This window comes from Pantoea sp. RIT-PI-b, assembly GCF_001187905.1.
GTDB classification, from domain to species: Bacteria; Pseudomonadota; Gammaproteobacteria; order Enterobacterales; family Enterobacteriaceae; genus Pantoea; species Pantoea nemavictus.
The window spans coordinates 387,322-403,449 of record NZ_LGIS01000020.1; the positions used below are offsets into that span (position 1 = coordinate 387,322).

13 protein-coding genes are annotated in these 16,128 nt (G+C 54.5%); 8 read left to right on the forward strand and 5 right to left on the reverse strand.

The genetic code is table 11. From position 1 onward, the window contains the following. Positions 1-192: 192 nt before the first annotated feature. Entirely contained in the window at positions 193-1,722 is a 1,530-nt protein-coding gene (gene pntA, locus AC790_RS14450) for a Re/Si-specific NAD(P)(+) transhydrogenase subunit alpha (RefSeq protein ID WP_049852223.1), read from the forward strand. Between the two features lie 11 nt (positions 1,723-1,733). Continuing rightward, positions 1,734-3,122: a Re/Si-specific NAD(P)(+) transhydrogenase subunit beta gene (gene pntB, locus AC790_RS14455; protein WP_049852224.1), complete on the forward strand. Its 1,389-nt coding sequence runs from the start codon at positions 1,734-1,736 to the stop codon at positions 3,120-3,122. 77 nt (positions 3,123-3,199) lie between these two features. Here the strand turns inward: pntB and uspE are convergent, their stop codons facing one another. Beyond that, on the reverse strand, positions 3,200-4,156 hold the full coding sequence (gene uspE, locus AC790_RS14460; protein ID WP_049852225.1) for a universal stress protein UspE: 957 nt from the start codon (positions 4,154-4,156) through the stop codon (positions 3,200-3,202). Between the two features lie 117 nt (positions 4,157-4,273). Continuing rightward, positions 4,274-5,026, reverse strand: coding sequence for an FNR family transcription factor (locus AC790_RS14465; protein ID WP_007887976.1), 753 nt, complete (start codon positions 5,024-5,026; stop codon positions 4,274-4,276). 296 nt (positions 5,027-5,322) lie between these two features. Between AC790_RS14465 and smrA the strand changes: the two genes are divergently transcribed. Beyond that, on the forward strand, positions 5,323-5,889 hold the full coding sequence (gene smrA / locus AC790_RS14470) for a DNA endonuclease SmrA (RefSeq protein WP_049852226.1): 567 nt from the start codon (positions 5,323-5,325) through the stop codon (positions 5,887-5,889). On the opposite strand, the gene AC790_RS14475 is transcribed toward smrA, so the two are convergent. Continuing rightward, positions 5,886-6,806: a LysR substrate-binding domain-containing protein gene (locus AC790_RS14475; protein ID WP_007887974.1), complete on the reverse strand. Its 921-nt coding sequence runs from the start codon at positions 6,804-6,806 to the stop codon at positions 5,886-5,888. The genes smrA and AC790_RS14475 overlap by 4 nt on opposite strands. Before the next feature lie 322 nt (positions 6,807-7,128). Between AC790_RS14475 and AC790_RS14480 the strand changes: the two genes are divergently transcribed. Then, entirely contained in the window at positions 7,129-8,463 is a 1,335-nt protein-coding gene (locus AC790_RS14480; protein ID WP_049852227.1) for an aromatic acid/H+ symport family MFS transporter, read from the forward strand. A gap of 88 nt (positions 8,464-8,551) precedes the next feature. Then, on the forward strand, positions 8,552-9,889 hold the full coding sequence (locus tag AC790_RS14485; RefSeq protein WP_200902268.1) for a VOC family protein: 1,338 nt from the start codon (positions 8,552-8,554) through the stop codon (positions 9,887-9,889). Between the two features lie 69 nt (positions 9,890-9,958). On the opposite strand, the gene AC790_RS14490 is transcribed toward AC790_RS14485, so the two are convergent. Then, positions 9,959-10,393 carry a DoxX family protein gene (locus AC790_RS14490; RefSeq protein ID WP_049852229.1) on the reverse strand — a complete coding sequence of 145 codons (435 nt, stop codon included), beginning with the start codon at positions 10,391-10,393 and terminating at the stop codon, positions 9,959-9,961. A gap of 192 nt (positions 10,394-10,585) precedes the next feature. Between AC790_RS14490 and AC790_RS14495 the strand changes: the two genes are divergently transcribed. Beyond that, positions 10,586-12,103 (forward strand): carboxylesterase/lipase family protein, encoded by a 1,518-nt coding sequence (locus AC790_RS14495; protein ID WP_049852230.1) that lies wholly within the window; start codon positions 10,586-10,588, stop codon positions 12,101-12,103. 213 nt (positions 12,104-12,316) lie between these two features. Beyond that, entirely contained in the window at positions 12,317-13,990 is a 1,674-nt protein-coding gene (locus AC790_RS14500; RefSeq protein WP_049852231.1) for a methyl-accepting chemotaxis protein, read from the forward strand. On the opposite strand, the gene AC790_RS14505 is transcribed toward AC790_RS14500, so the two are convergent. Beyond that, positions 13,987-14,829, reverse strand: a complete 843-nt coding sequence (locus AC790_RS14505; protein WP_049852232.1) for a LysR substrate-binding domain-containing protein — start codon at positions 14,827-14,829, stop codon at positions 13,987-13,989. The genes AC790_RS14500 and AC790_RS14505 overlap by 4 nt on opposite strands. A gap of 126 nt (positions 14,830-14,955) precedes the next feature. On the opposite strand from AC790_RS14505, the gene AC790_RS14510 reads away from it, so the two are divergent. After that, positions 14,956-16,122: a methionine aminotransferase gene (locus AC790_RS14510; protein ID WP_007887956.1), complete on the forward strand. Its 1,167-nt coding sequence runs from the start codon at positions 14,956-14,958 to the stop codon at positions 16,120-16,122. Positions 16,123-16,128: the final 6 nt, after the last annotated feature.

Genomic DNA, 16,128 nt, shown 5'->3' on the forward strand with positions numbered 1-16,128 from the left:
CTTTGCGTCTGAATATTTGTGTGAATGTCATAAGTGCGCGTTATCGCTGTAGATCACTCTTCATATTTTCAGTAGGTTATAAAGACTTTGTTACATTGTGCATTTTGCTCATAAGAAGCTGAAACACCGTTTCGGCTTTTGAGCATTTGCCACTTATAGAACCTCATCCTTTAATTGTTGAAAGGAAACAGTATGTTAATTGGGATACCCAAAGAACGGTTAGCCAATGAGTCGCGCGTGGCCGCCACGCCTAAGACCGTTGAGCAACTGATCAAGCTGGGATTCAGCGTAACCGTTGAACAGAACGCCGGGCTGCGCGCCAGTTTCGATGATGAAAGCTTTATTGCTGCTGGCGCCACCGTGACTAACGGCGCTGAAGTATGGCAGTCAGATATCGTATTAAAAGTGAATGCGCCTGACGATCAAGAGATCGAACTGACGCGCGCTGGCAGCACGCTGGTGAGCTTTATCTGGCCGGCGCAAAACCCTGCGCTGCTGGAGAAACTGGCTGCGCGTAACGTTACCGTGATGGCAATGGATTCGGTGCCGCGTATCTCACGTGCGCAGGCGCTTGATGCGCTGAGCTCAATGGCGAATATCGCGGGTTATCGCGCCATCGTTGAAGCAGCTCATGAATTCGGCCGCTTCTTCACCGGTCAAATCACCGCTGCCGGTAAAGTTCCACCGGCGAAAGTGATGATCATCGGTGCGGGCGTGGCGGGTCTTGCCGCAATCGGCGCCGCGGGCAGCTTGGGCGCCATTGTGCGCGCTTTCGACACGCGTCCGGAGGTGAAAGAACAGGTGCAAAGTATGGGCGCCGAGTTCCTTGAGCTGGACTTCGAAGAGGAAGCAGGCAGCGGCGATGGCTATGCCAAAGTGATGTCTGAAGCCTTTATTAAAGCGGAGATGGAACTGTTTGCGGCACAGGCGAAAGAAGTCGACATTATTGTCACCACCGCGCTCATCCCTGGCCGCCCGGCACCCAAGTTTATTACCGCGGAGATGGTTGCCAGTATGAAGCCGGGCAGTGTCATCGTTGATCTGGCGGCGCAAACCGGCGGCAACTGTGAATTGACGGTTGCCGATCAGGTTACGCTGACCAGCAATGGCGTGAAAATTATCGGTTACACCGATCTGCCAAGCCGCCTGCCAACACAATCTTCTCAGCTGTACGGCACCAACCTTGTCAACCTGCTGAAACTGTTGTGCAAAGAGAAAAATGGTGAAATCACCGTTGATTTCGACGATGTGGTGGTGCGCGGTGTCACGGTGATTCGTGATGGCGAAGTGACCTGGCCAGCACCGCCGATTCAGGTTTCGGCGGCGCCAAAAGCACAACCCGCAGCGCAACCTTTGCCTAAGGCTGAAGCCAAACCGGTTTCGCCGTGGCGTAAATATCTGCTGCTGGCGCTGGCATTAGTGCTGTTTGCCTGCCTGGCGAATGTTGCACCGGCTGACTTCTTATCACACTTTACCGTCTTCGCGCTCTCGTGCGTGGTGGGTTACTACGTGGTGTGGAACGTGAGTCATGCCTTGCATACGCCGTTGATGGCCGTCACTAACGCCATTTCCGGCATTATTGTGGTGGGCGCGGTATTGCAGATGGGCCATGGCGGTTGGGTAACGATTCTCTCGTTTATTGCCGTGCTGATCGCCAGCATCAATATTTTCGGTGGTTTCACCGTCACCCAGCGCATGCTGAAAATGTTTCGTAAGAATTAAGGGGTAGCAACATGTCTGGCGGATTAGTTACTGCAGCATATATTGTTGCCGCAATTCTGTTTATTTGCAGCCTTGCGGGTCTCTCGAAACACGAGACCTCTAAGCAGGGTAATATTTTCGGTATGAGCGGGATGGCGATTGCGCTGCTCGCCACCATTTTTGGTCCAAACACCGGTAACGTTGCCTGGATTTTACTGGCAATGGTGATTGGCGGTGCGATTGGCCTGCGTTTGGCGAAGAAAGTTGAAATGACTGAAATGCCTGAGCTGGTGGCGATTTTGCACAGCTTCGTGGGTTTGGCGGCGGTGTTGGTGGGCTTTAACAGCTACATCGATCATGCCCCAGGCCTGGCGCCGGTGATGGAAAACATCCATCTGACCGAAGTGTTCCTGGGTATCTTCATTGGTGCAGTGACCTTTACCGGCTCGCTGGTGGCATTTGGCAAGCTGCGTGGAAAAATTTCCTCTTCTGCGCTGATGTTGCCACATCGTCATAAAATGAACCTTGCTGCGCTGGTGGTCTCTTTCCTGCTGATGCTGTGGTTCGTGCAGACCGATAGCACTGGCGCACAAGTGTTTGCGCTGTTGCTGATGACGATGATTGCACTGGTGTTTGGCTGGCATCTGGTGGCATCAATTGGCGGCGCCGATATGCCGGTCGTGGTCTCGATGCTGAACTCATATTCCGGTTGGGCGGCTGCGGCGGCAGGTTTCATGCTCAGCAATGACTTGCTGATCGTGACCGGTGCCTTAGTAGGTTCCTCCGGTGCCATCCTCTCTTATATTATGTGTAAAGCAATGAACCGCTCGTTTATCAGCGTTATCGCCGGTGGCTTTGGTACCGACGTTAGCGTGGGTGGTGAAAGCGAGGAGGTAGGTGAACATCGTGAGATCACCGCTGAAGAGACCGCCGAACTGCTGAAAGCCTCGTCTTCCGTGGTGATCACGCCGGGTTATGGCATGGCGGTGGCGCAGGCACAATATCCGGTTGCTGAGATTACCGAGAAACTGCGCGCGCGCGGCATCAAGGTTCGCTTTGGCATTCACCCGGTTGCCGGTCGTTTGCCGGGTCACATGAACGTGCTGCTGGCGGAAGCCAAGGTGCCTTACGATGTGGTGCTGGAGATGGACGAAATTAACGATGACTTCAGCGATACCGATACCGTGTTGGTTATCGGTGCTAATGACACCGTCAATCCGGCTGCGCTGGAAGATCCGCGGAGTCCAATCGCCGGTATGCCCGTTCTCGAAGTGTGGAAAGCGCAGAACGTGATTGTGTTTAAACGTTCGATGAGCACCGGATACGCCGGCGTACAGAATCCGCTGTTCTTCAAAGACAATACGCAGATGCTGTTTGGCGATGCGAAGGCGAGTGTCGAAGGCATTCTGCGCGCGCTATAAACAAGCAGGGCGGTGAAGTGATTCACCGCCCTGGATGCAAGGAGCAAGGACGGCCAATGCGTGCCGTCCTTTTTTATTTAATCGTCTTCATCTTCTTCGTCTTCGTAATCAATCGGCGATTTAAAATCGTCCGGTTTGATTGCCAGCAAATCACAGCGCAAATGATCGATTACCTGTTCCGCCGTGTTGCCCAGGAATGCCGCAGACAATCCAGTGCGACCAATGGTACCCAGCACCACAATCCCGGCATCCAGATGCGAAGCGATATCTGGAATCACTTCCTCGGGCAAACCTTTTGCCACATGCGTAAACTCTTCACTGATCGAGAATTTCTGGCGCAGCGCTTTCATCGCCACCAGATGCTGGCCGCGAATCGCATCGTTATAAACGCTGGGATCAAAGTCAGGCAATTCAATAGCAATATTGATTGGCGTAATAGGGTAGGCGCCGACTAAATGTACCTCAGTGTGATTCACCATCTCGGCGAGCAGCGTCGTTTCACGAATCAACTTTTGATTCAGCTCATCATGATGTGGTTCTTCGCTGGCCAGGTTAACCGCCACCACCGCTTTGCCCCCTTCAGGCCAGGCCTGATCTTTCACCATCCATACCGGACATGGGCATTTACGCAACAGATGCCAATCGGTTGGGGTGAATATCACCGCCTCCAGACGATCGTGCTGGTGCGCCATTTTCAGCACTAAATCATGCTGATGCGCCAGAATCTCCTGGATGATGGCTTCGTAAGGGCGGTTGTGCCATACCACTTTGATTTCGATCTCAACGCCGGCTTCCAGATAAGCCTGGGCCTGTTGACGAATCCACTCGGTACGTTGACTAATCACCCCTTTGCGCATGTTGGATCGCTCATCGGGTGACAGCAACGTGGTCATTTCGTAGGAGAAGTCGTAAATAGGCAGGAAAGCTTTGATTTTTCCGCCGATACGCTGATTGAGATAAACCGCACGACGCAGCGCGGGCTGGTCATCCTGTTGGGCGTCAATCGCCACCAGAATATTTTGGTACCGGGACATAAGCCGATCTCCTAAACCAAAGCAAGTTGGATTAAAGATAGCCTAAGTTTACGTAGGGCAGAAGCGGAAAAGTTGTTGCCGGATCAATAAAATAACTTTTACTGACCCGGCACAGAACTACGCGGCTTGTTCAGTCTGGCCAGCGAGTTCTGCCAGTAAAGCGTGGTTCTCAATGGTGATATATTTGCCTTTAACGGCAAGCATGCCACTTTTCTGGAAGCGACCGAGCAGACGGCTTATGGTTTCTACGGTTAGTCCCAGGTAGTTACCAATGTCGCCACGCGTCATGGTCAGACGGAATTCGCGCTGCGAGAAACCGCGCTGGCCGAAACGGCGCGACAGGTTCCAGACAAAAGCCGCCAGGCGCTCTTCGGCATTCTTCTTCGACAGCAGCAAAATCATATCCTGATCGCCTTTAATCTCGCCGCTCATCAAACGCATCATTTGCTGACGCAGGGCGGGCATTTTACCTGAGAGATCGTCAAGGGTTTCGAAAGGGATTTCACACACCATCGAGGTTTCCAGCGCTTGTGCGAAGCTAGGATGTTTGGCGCCAACAATCGCGTCAAAACCCACCAAATCGCCTGCCAGATGGAAACCAGTAATTTGCTCATCACCTTGTTCAGTAATGGTATAGCTTTTAATAGAACCGGAACGAATAGCGTAAAGGGATTTCAATTCATCACCGGCTTTGAACAGCGTCTGGCCTTTCTGAATCGGCTTTTTGCGCTCAATGATATTATCCAGCTGATCCAGTTCGTGCTCGTTCAGCGTGAAGGGAATACACAATTGGCTGATACTGCAATCCTGGCAATGGATGGCACAACCGCCAGACTGAATACGTCGTATGCTGCGTTTTTCCGGGATCATATAGTTACGCTCGATGATTATTGACTGCGGTCAATTTTAACATTTTTCTTCGCGAAGGGAACTCATCCGAGCAGTAAATGCCCTTAAAACCACATCAATGCTGGGTATTACCGGGTTTGCGCCGCTTTAAACGACATGGCTTTTTTGATCTGGAACGTTTAGTTGCCATATTTACAGCTATTCAGTTCCTGTTGGAGCGCAAAAAGTGACAGATGTATTGCTAATCATCCTTTGCTACTCTTTTGCTTTGGCGTCGAAATGGACGCTTAGGTAAACACCAGGCGAGAGGAAACACCATGAACCTTGATGATGAAGACCTTTTCCGCGACGCCATGGGTGATGTCACACCCCTCAAGAATTGCGCTAATACCCAATGGTTACGCGCGCCATCGCCGAAAGCTCCGCGTGCACCCCATGAAGGTGATAAACAGGAAAATTTTCTAACGCGTGGCTATCTGGACATTATTCCGCTGACCACGCCGCTGGAGTATAAGGTGGATGGCGTCCAGCAAGGCGTGCTGGACAAGCTTCGCTTAGGCAAATATCCGCCCCAAGCCAGCCTTAATCTGCTGCGTCAACCGGTCGAAACCTGCCGTCAGGCGCTGTTTAGCTTCATCCTGCAGGCGAATAAACACGGTTTACGCAATCTGCTGATCGTGCACGGCAAAGGGCGTGATGATGAGTCGCACGCCAATATTGTACGCAGTTACCTGGCGCGCTGGCTGCAGGAATTCGAGCAGGTTCAGACATTTTGTACTGCGCAACCGCAGGACGGCGGGGCTGGTGCGCTGTATGTCGGGTTACGCAAAACCGAACAGGCGCGGCTCGAAAACCGCGAACGCCATGCTAAGCGCAGTCGTTAACTGTGGAACTTGCGGATGGTCGCCATCAACACTTCGGTGCTCAGGCTTAAAGGGCTGCCGCTGCGGGTAATAATGCCGACCGGCTCGCCCGGTCCCGGCGACGCAATCGGCAAAGCGCACAGCGCATCGTGATTTAAATCTTCCTTAATCGCGCCAGAGGGCACAAACCACACGTAGTCGTAACGCAGCGCCAGCTGACGTGCCAGCGACGTAGATGAAGTTTCCACGCAGTTGGCCGGCAGCGAACAGCCTTGTTCATTTAGCATATGCTGGGCAATGCGGCGTGGCGCCGTACCTTCAGGAGAAATTACTACCGGCCACTGCATCGCGCGTGAAAGCATCACGTTGTCACTCAACAGCGGATGATCCGGGCGTACCACCAACTTGAGTGATTCCAGGAACAGCAATTCATAGGTCAATCCGGCCATCATTTCACTGTCAGCCATGCGGCCAATGCCGACATCAAACTCGCCGGCCCGCAAGCCAGCCAGCAAAACGTTGTTGTGCAAAGTAGCCACCTGCACGGTGGTATTCGGCTGCTGTTCGTGGAAGCGATCCAGAATCTGCGGCAGCATGCCCATGGCGGCAGTGGTAAGCGCGCCAAGGCGAATGACCACCGGGCGTCCCGGCTGCGGTGCGTTAAAACTCTGCCCCGCATGATTGAGCGCATCCAACACTTTTACCGCGTGAATCAGAAACTGTTCGCCCAAAGTCGTCAACTGGGCGCCAAGTCGACCGCGTTCGAACAGCCGCGCTCCCGCCAACTCCTCCAGCTCGTTTAGCGTTTTTGATAGGGCAGGCTGGCTAAGATTAAGCGTCTCGGCGGCACGGCCAAGCGTGCCTTGCTGCGCCACCGCCACAAAGGTATGTAAATGACGCAAGCGAATGCGCTGATTGAAAAGGATATTTTTGTCCATACGCCCAACATAATGAGTTCTGCCGAGTAGCGGCAATGGGGAAAATGAAATTATGTTAACCTGCCTGCAAAATTATATTAACAAAATTGCTGCAAAGAGACTTGATCAACTAACTCGCTGAATTTATTGCTGTTACGGTAAGCACTATTATTTCCCCTTATCGCATGACTCGGATAATCAAGGGCTTGCAGCCAAAAATATTGAATGATTCTCAATTGCACTCAAAAACTTTGCCCGTTATTGTTAACGATGAGCTATGATTAGCGCCGTTTTTTTTACTAAATCTGATGCCCTAAACGGTTAAAAGTGCAGGAGTCGTTACGTGACCAGCGTTGAAGCAGTAGACGTTCGCCAGCTTATCAACAAGAGTGCGCTAAGCAGCTGGCAGAAGCGCTTAATTGCGCTGTGCTTCGTGGTGGTGGCGCTGGACGGCATGGATATTGCGCTGATGGGCTTTATCGCACCCACGCTGAAAGCCAGTTGGGGCGTCACCAATCATCAGCTTGGCATGGTGATTAGCGCGGCACTGATTGGCCTGGCGCTGGGTGCCATGGTTGCTGGACCGCTGGCCGACCGTTACGGGCGCCGCGTGATGATTCTTATCAGCGTACTGTTTTTTGGCCTCTGGACGCTGGCTACCGCGATGGCGCAAAACATCGAACAGATGATGCTGTTTCGTTTTCTCACCGGTTTAGGCCTCGGAGCCGCAATGCCGAACGTTGGCACATTGGTCGCTGAATATGCGCCTGAACGCCGTCGATCTTTCATTATCACCGTGGTGTTCTGCGGCTTTACCTTTGGTGCCGCAACGGGGGGCTTTGCTGCTTCCTGGCTGCTGCCGCGCTACGACTGGCATTCAGTGATGCTGATGGGCGGCGTGCTGCCGCTGATCGTTCTGCCGTTTTTAGTGCGCGGTTTACCTGAGTCAGTCCGTTTCCTGATTAGCCGTCGCGCACCCGCTGCGCGTATTCACGCCATCCTCGAACGCATGATGCCGGGCAGCGTAAAGCCCGGTAGTCATTATCAAAGTCCTGAATTGCCGACTGCGCGCCGCGGCTCGGTGGCGACGGTGGTGTCGCGCCGCTATCTGTTTGGCAGCTTGATGTTGTGGGGCGGCTACTTTATGGGGCTGTTTCTTGTCTATTTAATTGGTAGCTGGATGCCATCACTGATCAGCACGCTTGGCATGTCGGTTACTGAAGCGGCGATTGTCACCGCGATGTATCAGGCGGGTGGCACCATCGGCTCGCTGTTTGCCGGCTGGCTGATGGACCGCATCAACGCCAATCTGGCACTGGCGCTCATCTACTTTTGTGGCGGAATTGCCATTGTGGCACTCGGCTTTTCCCCGGCACAGGTCGGCTTAATGAGCGCCATCGCCTTCTGCAGCGGCTTTTGCTTTAACGGCGCCAACACCGGAATGAACGCGCTCTCCGCCAGCTATTACCCCACTAACGCGCGTGCTACCGGTTCCAGCTGGATGCACGGCGTGGGGCGTGTCGGCGCCATTATCAGCGCATTCGTTGGCGCAGAGTTGTTAACGCTCGGCTGGTCGTTCAGCCAAATCTTCCTGCTGCTGGCGATCCCAGCGGTGTTAACCACCATCATGCTGGTGCTGAAGTGTCGTTATGGTGACCAGGCAAACGTCGTTGAGTGACAAGGCGATCACAGTTCCACGAAATTGTTACCCGCAGTTAAAGGGTTGATCTACAGTAGCAACAACCCTGTAGACCAAGGTGATGATGATGCCTAACTTTCTCAGCAGCGATGCCATTCGCACGTTGTTCTCCCAGTCCATGTCGACCATGTATCAGCAGGAAGTGCCGCAATACGGCACGCTGACGCAGTTGGTCACCGCTGTTAATGACCGTACGCTGGAAGCCAATCCGGCGTTAAAAAATCGCCTCTCGGCGGCGGATGAACTGAGCCGACTGAGCGTCGAGCGCCACGGTGCGATTCGCGTCGGCAAGGCTGATGAACTTAATACGCTACGCCAGATGTTCGCCGTCATGGGTATGGAAGCGGTCGGTTATTACGATTTGTCGCAGGCTGGCGTGCCGGTGCATTCGACGGCATTTCGTCCGGTTAGCGATCGCGCCCTGCGCCATAATCCGTTCCGCGTCTTCACCTCATTGTTGCGCCTCGAATTGATTGATGACGAAGCACTGCGCGAAAAAGCCGCTGCGATTCTCGCCGCGCGCGACATCTTCACACCCGGCTGTCGCGCCTTGATTAGCCAACATCAGCAGCAGGGCGGCTTAAACGCGGCTGACGCGGCTCGCTTTGTGCAGGAAGCGCTGGAAACCTTCCGCTGGCATGCGCATACCACGGTGGACAGCGCCACTTATCGCGCGTTGAGCCAACAGCACCGCCTGATTGCCGATGTGGTGTGTTTCCGCGGTTGCCATATCAACCATTTGACGCCGCGTACGCTGGATATCGATCGCGTGCAAGCGCTGATGCCCTCGCGCGGCATCGATCCCAAGACCCTGATTGAAGGCCCGCCATCGCGTCAGGTGCCTATTTTGCTGCGCCAGACCAGCTTTAAAGCATTAGAAGAGACGGTACATTTCAATGATGGCACGCCAGGCACGCACACCGCGCGCTTCGGTGAAATTGAGCAACGCGGTGCGGCACTGACGCCACAAGGGCGCGCGCTTTACGATCGTCTGCTGGCTGAAGCCGGCACCGGCAGTGATAACCAGCAGCATCAGCAGCACCTCAGCGCCGTATTCCGTGATTTTCCGGATGATGAAACCGTGTTGCGCGAACAGCAGCTGGCGTGGTTCCGCTATCGTCTGACCGAAAAAGGCGAGCATCAGCCACCGCGTGCGGGTGAAAGCGTCGCGCAATTGCTGGCTGAAGCGCGTTTAACCGCTGAACCGATTGTCTATGAGGATTTCTTACCGGTTAGCGCGGCGGGGATTTTCCAATCTAATCTCGGCGATGTGACGCAGGCACGCAGCGCAGGCAATGCCAGTCGAGCGGATTTTGAGCGGGCGTTGGGTAGTGCGGTGCAGGATGAAATGGCGTTGTATCAGCAGATGCAGGAGCGCAGTCTGGATCGCTGCGGCGTGGCGTAATGCGTAAATAATAGAGCCGGTCTGTGAAGTGGCAGTCTCACTTCAGCAGACCGGCTGCTTTTCTTGTCGTTATTGCAAGCGCGAATCACGCACCAGCGTGTACTTCCCAGCACCCAAAAACATAATGGCCAGCGCGCCAAGCAGGTAAAGAGCTTCTGTTTCCAGGGCCCAGGCACCGACATCCGTGCGATGCCAGATGGCGCCCATTTTTACCAGCAGTGTCGCGACGATCATATTCACCGCAATAATGAACGCCGCCGGGCGGGTCATTAATCCGATCATTACCATTACTGGCGCCGCTATTTCCCCGATGTAAGCACCGTAAGCGATGAAACCTGGCATCCCTTTGACGGCAAGCATGTGCGCGATCCAGCCAACGCCATGTACCACTTTGAATGCACCATGAAACAGCAGTAGTCCGCCAAACGTCAAACGTAACAGCAGCTTACCGAAGTCCGGGTGATCACACATCCGGTTGAACATCTGATTAATGCCACCAAACATGCTGTTTCTCCGTCGCGCCAGGTTAACTTGTAACCTTAGAACAAATGGCCTTGATAGGGTTAACCAAAATATTTGATGGAGTTGTTCAAAGATTCACGCCGCGTTTCGGCTTAATCTGCAAATGCTTTCAGAACATGGACATTCACTCAAGGCCTGCAAATAATGGAATGATGCTTTATCAGGGAACCCGAGATGAATAATGAACGACGTCTGAGGATCATGACCGCAGAAGGTGAACTCAGAGGCCTAATGGATGAAGATCTTTTTGTCTTCAAGGGAATACCGTACGCCGCAGCACCGGTCGGTGCATTACGCTGGCGACCGCCGCAGCCGGTGCAACCCTGGCAAGAGGTGCGCGATGCCACCGAATGGGGCGCTGCGAGCTGGCAGAATCATAACTATTGCGTGGCTGCCGGCGGTGGCGATCCTGGCCGCTTAAGTGAAGATTGCCTGTACCTGAATATCTGGACCCCCGATGTTGAGCCATCGCGACCGCTGCCTGTGATGGTTTGGTTACACGGCGGGGGTTTTACTATTGGTGCGGGCAATCTTGATCCCTATCGTGGCAAAGCGCTGGCGGCACAAGGCGTGGTGGTGGTGACGCTAAATTATCGCCTAGGCCATTTCGGTTTCTTTTCTCATCCCGCGTTGGATGCGCAATACCCGGCAGGCGGCGTGATCAACAACTTTGCCTTGCTCGATCAAATTGCCGCCTTGCAGTGGATTCAGCGCAATATTCCCGCTTTTGGTGGCGATCGTCACAACATTACCTTGTTCGGTGAATCATCTGGCGCGCGCAGCGTGCTCTCACTGTGCTGCTCTCCACTGGCTGAAGGGCTGTTTCACAAAGGTATTGTGCAGAGCGCCTACAGCTTGCCGGATATGCCTAGACAGCAGGCACAACAGCTGGGACTGCAGGTTGCCGCCCATTTTGGTTTGCCAGAAAATGCCAGCGCAGAACAGCTGCGCGAACTGGCTGCCGACCAATTTTGGCCGCTAGAACGTCCGTTAGCGCTCGGTCCCGTGCCGATCAGCGGTGATGCCGTGCTGCCCAAACCGATGTTGAATACCTTTATGAGCGGCAAACAGCATCGCATCCCTTTAATGATTGGCAGCAACAGCGATGAGGCTAGCGTGCTGGACTATTTTGGTGTTGATGCCACCGCCGTATTGAAGCAGATGCGCAGCAAAAACCGCGTCAGTTATCGCCTGATGAAATGGCTTTACGACCTCCACGATGACGCGCTGCTAGGACGTGCAGTGGCGCGCGATATGGCTTTTACCGTGTTGCCGTTTATCGTTGCGCAGGCACAGCACAAAATCGGCTTGCCTGCCTGGCGCTACTGGTTTGATTACGTCTCTGAAAATGCCCGTGACCTTTATCCGCATGGCACCTGGCATGGCAATGAAATCCCCTATGTCTTCAACACGCTCGATACGCTTACGCCGGTGGCTGAACGCACTTACAGCGAGCAGGATAAAGCGTTTGCCGTTGAGGTGAGCCGCTATTGGGTCACCTTCGCACGGGAGGCCAGCGAATTTAGCTCGCATTTGCCCGGAGCCGTGGATTGGCCGGTCTGGCGCTCGGGTGAAGATCTGACGCTGGCGCTTGGCGATCGCGGCAGAGCACAAGCGGTGGTAAAGACGCGATTTATGCGTGGCAGGCTGCGCTTATTCCGCTTAATGATGCGCAGTCACGTGAAACTTTAGTGAGGCTGCTAATGGTGTAATTGCGCAAATGATTTTATAAGGCAAATTTGCGCCTATGCTGCTGATAAATCGTAGAAGTGCTTTTTACTCACCTCAATCAGTAAGCAATTAATTAGCTTACAAAACCGTTACATTTTCCCTATCCGATGCCGATAAACGCAATATGCCCGATTTTATCGGGCCTCCTTCGCGTTTCACACCAAGGGATTATGTATGGGTATCTTAAAAAACTTCACCATCCGCGCCGTAATGCTCACCATTCTCGGGCTGTTTTGCCTGCTGTGGTGTGCCGTTGGGCTGTTTAGCGTCCACTCACTGAACGCCCTCGGCGAGGGCAACGAGATTGACCGCCAGCTGGTTAATCAAATGACGGTATTGAGCAAAGGGAATGACCAGTATTTTCGTGTAGTTACGCGTCTGTCGCGCGTGATGGAAGGCCGTGCGTCGGGAGCCGCTGTCAATGGCGATGCTTTCGCACCGGTGCAGCAAGCGCTCGACAATATGAAAAATTTGCTGGCGCAGTTCAAAACCATGGCGCCCGGTCCAATGGACGAAGCGACCGCCAACAGCGTGATTGCCAACTGGCAAAAGCTGCTGGATGAAGGCATCGCCCCGCAGGTTGCTCTGGCGCAACAGGGCACGGTGGATGCGTATCGCGCGCAGGCCAATAACGTTACGCCGCCGCTGAGCCGCGCTTTTGGTGCCAGCGCAGAAGCCTTCAACCAAGCCGCAGGCAACAAACTGGATCAGACGCGCGTCACCGTCGATCATCTCACCAGCATTACCAAAGTGATTATTTTAGTGGCGGTGGTGATTGGCTTGTTCATCCTGCTGTTTACCGATCGTTACCTGGTCGCGATGCTGGTAAAACCGCTGGAGCGCGTGCGCAACCACTTCGCCATCATTGCGCAGGGCGATCTCAGCCAGCCGGTGGCCGAGTTTGGCCGTAACTGCGTCGGCAAACTGGTGCCGTTACTCAGTGCAATGCAGGACAGCCTGCGTGAAGCGGTAAGCGCCATTCGCAGCGGCACCGAGAATATCTATCGCGGCGCCGCAGAAATTTCGTCCGGTAACAACGATCTCTCATCACGTACTGAAGAGCAGGCGGCAGCGCTGGAGCAGACGGCAGCCAGCATGGAGCAGCTCACCGCCACGGTGAAATTTAACGCCGATAATGCGCGTCAGGCCAGTTCGTTAGCAGAAACCGCTACCGGCACCGCGCAACAGGGCGGACGTCTGGTGGGTGAAGTCGTCACCACCATGCAAGGCATTTCCGGCAGTTCGAAGAAGATTGCTGAAATCACCAATGTGATTAACAGCATCGCTTTCCAGACCAACATTCTGGCACTGAATGCTGCGGTGGAAGCCGCGCGCGCCGGTGAACAGGGGCGTGGTTTTGCCGTGGTGGCCAGCGAAGTGCGCAATCTGGCACAGCGCAGCGCCGGTGCCGCAAAAGAGATTGCCACATTGATTGAAGACTCCGTGCAGCGCGTGGAGAGAGGCTCGGAGCTGGTGAGCAGCGCGGGCAGCACCATGCACGATATTCTTAAGTCGGTGCAGGACGTCAATGAAATCATGAAGCACATCGCTGCGGCTTCGGAAGAGCAGAGCAAAGGCATTTCGCAGGTCGGCACCGCCGTCACCGAGATGGACAGCGTGACGCAACAGAACGCCTCGCTGGTTGAAGAAGTGTCTGCCGCTGCCAGCGCGCTGGAGCGTCAAACCCAGGAGCTGCAGGCATCAGTAGCCAGATTCCGTCTGTCGGACAGTACGCCGGTCAGCAGCGCCGTTGTCGCACCGGCGGCCACCGCGCTGCGTCGTCCGGTACTGGCAGGCGCCGTTGGCGCTCAGCCGAAATCCACGACTGACGAATGGGTCTCTTTCTAAACGTCCGATAACCACGCCACCAGTTCCGGCAGGAACGGTGGCGCATCCTGTTCCGCCCGCTGTAACAGGCTGTAGCTCGCGCCGGTTGCCACACTGGCGGCAAACGGCGCAATCAAGCGTCCATGCGCCAGATCATTCTGCACTAAGGTGACATCCGCCACCGTGACACCAAAACCCTGAATCGCTGCGCTGATGGCTAAATCCATGGTGGCGAAATGCTGATTGCGCGCCATTGGCAGCGCCGCAGATTGCTTTGTCAGCCACAGCTGCCAGTCGCGCACATCCTGTGTGGGATGCAGGAAGGTAAACTTCGCCAATTCACTAATCTGTCCAGGCGGCGTGACGCTGCTGGCCATCACCGGCGTTAAACGCTCCTCGAACAGACAAATTGCCCCCGCAGGCGTTGGTCCAAACACAATCGCCGCGTCAAAATTCTCCAGCTGCGAGCCATGATCGAGCGTGGTAGTGAGAGCGACGTGAATGTCAGGGCGCTGCTGCTCCAGCGCCACCAGTCGCGGCACCAGCCAGCGCATCGCGCAGGTCGGTGCCTTGAGCCGAATGGAGGCGTTGCTGCGGCTGGCTTTTTCGGTGGCATTGACCAGCAAGGTGAATCCTTGCTGCAGCTCCGGCAGCAGGGCAGCGCCCTGCTCGGTGAGATGCAATCCGCGGGCATGGCGCGTAAACAAAGCGAATCCTAACCAATTTTCCAGCGTAGCAATTTTGCGGCTCACCGCGCCCTGAGTGATGCACAGTTCGCTAGCCGCGCGCGTTAAATTAAGATGACGTGCGGTAACCAGAAACGCATGAATGGCATTAAGCGGCAGAGCGGAACGGGACATAACAACCTCAAGCTATGATTTTTAATCATGGCTATTATGACAACAATTCGCTTGTCGACTCAAGCCACACGCCGTTGAATAGAAATCTATTTTCATTACGTGGTTATGCAACTTTCCGAGGCAACGATGACCCTGAATAGCAGTGTTAACATCTCTTCCAAACAGCCTGATGTCGGCACGACGATTTTTAGCGTCATTGGCCAGCTGTCGGCGCAACATCAGGCTATTAACCTTTCGCAAGGCGCACCGAATTTCCCCTGCGATCCGCAGTTGGTGGAGCTGGTGAGTAAAGCGATGCGTGAAGGGCACAACCAATACGCCTCGATGACCGGCTTGCCGGCGCTACGTGAAGCGCTGGCCGAGAAAGTCCACACGCTGTATGGCCAGCAATATGATGCTGGCAGCGAAGTATTGATCACCGGCAGCGCCAGCCAGGGCATTTACATGGCGATCTCGGCGCTGGTGCATCCCGGCGATGAAGTGATCTTCTTCGAACCGGCCTTCGATAGCTACGCGCCGGTGGTGCGTTTGCAGGGCGCCACGCCAATCGGCCTGAAGTTGCAGGTACCTGATTTCGCCATCGACTGGGACGAACTGCGCGCTACCATTACTCCGCGCACCCGCATGATCATCATCAACACGCCGCATAACCCTAGCGCACAGGTGCTGTCAGCGGCGGATTTGGATCAGCTCGCGGCGTTGACGCGCAACACCGATATTGTGGTGCTGTCTGATGAAGTCTACGAACACATTCTGTTTGATGGCCGCACGCATTGCGGTATGGCGACGCATCCGGAACTGGCGCAGCGCAGCGTGGTGGTTTCCTCCTTTGGCAAAACCTTCCACGTTACCGGCTGGCGCGTCGGTTATGCGCTGGCACCGGCCGCGTTGATGGAGGAGATCGTCAAAGTGCATCAGTTCATGATGTACGCCGCTGATACGCCGATGCAGGTCGGCTTTGCTCACTATCTGCAACAGCCGCAAAACTATCTGCAGCTATCGCCGTTCTATCAGGAGAAGCGCGATCGCCTGCTGACATTGCTGCAGGATTCGCCATTTAAGCTGCTGCCGAGCGCCGGCTCATTCTTTATGTTGGCCAGCTACGGACATTTCAGTGACGAAAGCGATAGCGAAATGGTAAAACGTCTCATCGTCGATCACGGTGTGGCCACCATTCCGTTGTCGGCGTTTTATATGGACGGCACTGACAATAAATTAATTCGCCTGTCATTCGCAAAAGACGACGCAACACTTCAGGCCGGTGCAGAAGCGCTCTGCCGGGTCAAAGGGTAACTTAGG